1 protein-coding gene is annotated in these 2,401 nt (G+C 59.0%); it reads right to left on the bottom strand.

Going from position 1 to position 2,401, the window contains the following annotated elements:
• Window positions 1-36 precede the first annotated feature (36 nt).
• Window positions 37-2,127, bottom strand: a complete 2,091-nt coding sequence (locus ACRESD_RS14510; protein WP_431751543.1) for an LTA synthase family protein — start codon at window positions 2,125-2,127, stop codon at window positions 37-39.
• Between the last annotated feature and the right edge of the window lie 274 nt (window positions 2,128-2,401).

Raw genomic sequence — 2,401 nt, 5'->3', positions numbered from 1 at the left:
GCCTCATATAGAGGCCTCTTTTGTATTGCCGGCTAATCAGTCCGGCTTGCCGTCAACCACACCTGCGGTGTTATCCAGCAGGCTCTTGGTAGCGGTTTGCAGGAACGATTCAAGCTTCTGCTTCAATGCCGCCTCGTCCGGCGATTCCGGAATGACTTTGCCGGTCGGCTCTGCGCCCAGCTCGTATTCCCACAGCTTCGGTGGCATTTCCTTAGGCAGTACCAGCACACGGTCGCCAGTGAGCAAGGCGACGGTCTGGTCGCTGCCCGATGGTTTGATCACGCCGAAACCCTTGTCGCCTTCCGGCAGGTTCAGCAGGTCACGACCCCAGCACTGGTGCAGGGTGTCGCCGCCCAGGCGGCCCATGATGGTCGGCACGATGTCGATCTGGGTGCCCACGGTGTGATCACGCACACCGAATTTCTCCTGCATGCCCGGTGCAATCATCAGCATCGGCACGTTGAAGCGGCCCAGGTCCATCTCGGTGATCTGCTGTTCGTTACCAAAACCGTGGTCACCCACGATCACGAACAGGGTTTCCTTGAAGTACGGCTCCTTGCGGGCCTTTTCAAAGAACTGGCCCAGAGCCCAGTCGGAATAACGCATGGCGGTCAAATGCTCGTTGAGGCTGCCACGGTCAGTGACTTTCTCGACCGGCAATGGCGTCGGCAACGCGTACGGCGTGTGGTTGGACAGGGTTTGCAGCAATGCGTAGAACGGCTTGCCACCTTCGCGGGCTTTCAACTCTTCCAGGCCACGGTTGAACATGTCCTGGTCGGACACGCCCCAGGTCGGATCGGAGAATACCGGGTTGACGAAGTCGTTACGCCCGATGAAGTTGGTCATGCCTTGGTTGCTGAAGAAGCCCGACTGGTTGTCCCAGGCAAAATCGCCGTTGTAGACATACACGTCGTCAAACTTGCGAGCGCTGAGCAACTGCGGCAGGCCCGACAGCTTGTGGCTGCCTTCCGGCGTCTGCATCAGGTATTCGAAGCCTGGCAGGTTCGGGAAGCACGCCATGGTGGCGAACATGCCCTGATGGGTATGGGTCCCGTTAGAGAAGAAGCGGTCGAACAGCAGGCCTTCCTTGGACAGTTTGTCGAAGTACGGCGTGATGTTACCAGGGCGACCCAAGGCGCCTACCGAGTGACCGGCGAAGCTTTCCATCAGGATCACCACGACGTTCTTGATCGGCAGGGTCTTCTCGGCCGGTGGTGTGAAGTCGCGACGTACGGCGGTGGTATCGGTGTCCACCAGCTTCTCATGGGCCGGCAGTAGCAACATATCGCGCACGGTCTGGGTCGCCAGCGGCTGGTCCAGGGTGGCTTTCCAAATGTTGGAACGCTCTTCGGAGAAACGCGACTTGGCGGCAGCAATCAGCGACAGGGTGCCGTTCAAGCCCAGTTGGTTGGCGAAGTTCGAATCGGTGGTGTAGACATCACCCCAACGCAGTGGCGGGCCCTGGCGCAGGGTGCCACGGATGGCGACCGTTGCGATCAGCAGGCAGACCACGAACACCGCAATACGTGTGTACCACGGCGCCACCTGGCGCGTGCCGATGCTACCGCCACTGAATGGACCACGAGGGCGCGTTGCGCGGTCGGCGCCCTTGAAGGCGATGCTCAGGATCAGCGTGCCCACGGCCCAGGCCAGCAGGTAACGCACCACCGGGAAACCGTACCAGAGCATGCTCATCACGGTTTTCGGGTCTTCCTTCACATATTGGAAGACCAGGCCGTTGAGGCGTTGGTGGAATTCGCGGTAGAAGTCCATTTCCATCAGGCCCAGGAACAGGGCAATGCTGGACGCGACGGTCAGCCACAAACGGAAGAAGCCCCGCGCCGCCATGGCCCGTACGCTGAACAAGGCCAGCAGCAGCGGAACCAGCGCGTACATCACAAAGCGGATGTCGAAGCGCGTGCCGTTGGCGAACGCTTCCAGGAAGGTCGAGGCCGGCGTGTCGAGGATCATCTCGCGGTTGTAGACCAGCAGCGCCAGGCGCAGCAGGGAGAACATCACCATCATGACCAGTGCGCAGAGCAGTGTGTACGCCAGATGGGATTTGACGGTCGGTTGCAGCAGGCGATTTGAAGCTCGCTGCTGATTCAGGGCGTCCGGGTTTGCCATGTCGTTTCAGGACCCATTGGAAGTTGAAGTTGCGAAGTAATACAGTGGCGCGAATGGTGCCCGATCAACGGCAGCAAGGCTATTAATTACTGAACGCGCACCACTGCCCCATCGTTAATGGCACTTGAGATAGAGCCTTGGATGGGTGAATAAAGCCGGCGAATTGTCTTGGATAAGATGTGAAAATTTCGTACAACGAATATTTCGACACACAAAACTTATCAGTGTAGCGGACCCCATGTGGGAGCGGGCTTGCCCGCGAATACGGTATATC

It is taken from the genome of Pseudomonas sp. (genome assembly GCF_050739995.1).
Classification (GTDB): Bacteria; Pseudomonadota; Gammaproteobacteria; order Pseudomonadales; family Pseudomonadaceae; genus Aquipseudomonas.
Note: the sequence above shows the minus strand (reverse complement) of the source record. Positions and strands in the feature narration are given on the sequence as shown.